Below are 2,147 nucleotides of genomic sequence, written 5' to 3' on the forward strand. Positions count from 1 at the left end.
CGCACGAACTCGGTCTCGTCGATCTTCGCGAGCGGCGTATCGGCGAGCATATCGCCCAGAACGGTGCCCTTTACGGGGACAAGCGCGTTGATCGGCACGCTTTCAGGGTGCGGCATGGTGGCGAGCGCGTGGATGAAGCTAATGCGGTCGGCGCGGGTCTCGCCCATGCCGACGATGCCACCGCAGCACACATTGATCCCCGCCGAACGCACATTGTCCAGCGTCTCCATCCGGTCCGCGAAGGTACGGGTGGTGATGACGTTGGCGTAATTTTCCGGCGCGGTATCGATGTTGTGGTTGTAATAATCCAGTCCCGCATCGGCGAGTTGTTTCGCCTGGGATTCGGTGAGCATCCCCAGCGTCATACACGTTTCCATGCCCATCTCGCGCACGCCCCTGACCATCGCGGCGAGCTTCGGGATGTCCTTGTCCTTTGGGTTGCGCCATGCGGCGCCCATGCAAAACCGGCCCGAACCATGGTCCCTCGCCTGCGCGGCTGCCTGCAGCACCGCCTGCACGTCCATCAGCTTGGTCGCCTTGACGCCGCTGTTGGCCTCTTTCGACTGGCTGCAATAGCCGCAATCTTCCGGGCAACCGCCGGTCTTGATCGACAACAGGGTCGAGAGTTGCACCTCGTTGCGCGGGTGGTGCGCACGGTGGATGCTCTGCGCCTCGAACATCAGGTCGTTGAACGGCAGGTCGAACAGCGCGGCGATCTCTTCGCGGGTCCAGTCGGTGCGGGCATTCATAAAATTACCTCAGGTTTCATACAAAGATACTGACCCAGTTGGAAAGGAACAAACCGGTGCCGAACGTAAGCAACCACATGCAGGCGCTACGCGACCAGCGCACGGTGCGATCAATCGGCTTGTCTTGCAACCGCAGGACCACAACCCGGTCAGCCGCGACGATTGCCACAAGCGCCGCTGTCGCCATCACAATAATAACGATGGCAAGATTTCTTGCGGGCAGTGCGCTGTCGGTGCCCGTCAGCGAAAGCACCGCCCCCAGAATGAGCAAGGCCAGTGTGGCAAGATATTTGAGGAAATCATAAAGCAGCAACTCTGGGTCGCGCTCGTCGGGCTTTATCTTGTCCGTTGCACTGTCGTCACTCATTCCGCAGGCTCCTCAAGCGGCGGCATGTTGTGCCCCAGCAGACGCAGCACGTCGGCAGCACATTCGACCACATTCGATCCGGGGCCGTAAATCCCCTGCACCCCTACATCGCGCAAGAAGTCGTAATCCTGCGGCGGGATGACACCGCCGACAATCACCTTGATATCGTTACGTCCAGCCTCTTTGAGACCCGCAAGCAGCGACGGGATCAGCGTCTTGTGCCCGGCGGCGAGCGAGGATGCGCCGACGACATCGACATTGCTCTCCAATGCGAGCACCACGGTCTCGTCCGGCGTCTGGAACAAGGGGCCGGAGACGATATCGAAGCCCAGGTCGCCAAAGGCCGACGCGATCACATTCGCGCCGCGATCATGCCCGTCCTGCCCCATTTTGGCGACGAGCAGCTTGGGTTTGCGCCCCAGCCGCCGCTCGACGGCTTTCACCCCGTCGACGACCTGCGCCCAGCGGCTGTCATCCGCATAAGGCGCGGCATAGACGCCCTTCACCGGGGTGGGCGTGGTGGCATAGCGCCCGAACACGTCCTCCATCGCCAGGCTGATTTCGCCCAAGGTCGCGCGGGCGCGGGCGGCATCGACGGCGAGCGCCAGCAAGTTGTTTTCGAAACCCAATCCTCCCCCTGCGGGGGAGGTGGCAGGCGCATCAGCGCCTGACGGAGGGGTGTCACCAGCAGCGGCGGGCATCACCCCCCCACCAGTCTGCGACTGGTCCCCCTCCCCTTGCGGGGGAGAATTTTCATTCTTGCACCCCCGGCGCAGTGCATCAAGCGCGGCTTTGCACGCCGCCTCATCGCGCGACGCCTTGACCGCGTTGATCCGAGCGATCTGGCCTTCGCGCACCTTCGCGTTGTCGACGTCGAGCGTTTCGAGATGGTCCTCGCTGGGCAGACGGTATTTGTTGACGCCGACCACGACATCCTCCGCCCGGTCCACCCGCGCCTGTCGCGCCGCCGCCGCTTCCTCGATCATCGCCTTGGGCCAGCCCGCCGCAACCGCCTTGGCCATGCCGCCTTC

General features: G+C 63.1%; 3 protein-coding genes. All 3 read right to left on the reverse strand.

Features of this window, described 5'->3' with window-relative positions:
• Positions 1-749: biotin synthase BioB (bioB, locus tag ACEW8G_RS00830; RefSeq protein WP_373486557.1), on the reverse strand; the 749-nt coding region annotated here is incomplete at its 3' end.
• A 16-nt stretch (positions 750-765) separates the two neighbouring features.
• Positions 766-1,116 carry a hypothetical protein gene (locus ACEW8G_RS00835; protein ID WP_373486558.1) on the reverse strand — a complete coding sequence of 117 codons (351 nt, stop codon included), beginning with the start codon at positions 1,114-1,116 and terminating at the stop codon, positions 766-768.
• Positions 1,113-2,147: methylmalonyl-CoA mutase family protein (locus ACEW8G_RS00840; protein ID WP_373486559.1), on the reverse strand; the 1,035-nt coding region annotated here is incomplete at its 5' end. The genes ACEW8G_RS00840 and ACEW8G_RS00835, both read right to left, overlap by 4 nt.

The organism is Blastomonas sp. (genome assembly GCF_041747255.1).
Taxonomy (GTDB): domain Bacteria; phylum Pseudomonadota; class Alphaproteobacteria; order Sphingomonadales; family Sphingomonadaceae; genus Blastomonas.

Bases quoted from the DNA above. Each gene is read 5' to 3' on its own strand.
- ACEW8G_RS00835 (WP_373486558.1), bottom strand. From the start codon at position 1,116: ATGAGTGACGACAGTGCAACGGACAAGATAAAGCCCGACGAGCGCGAC.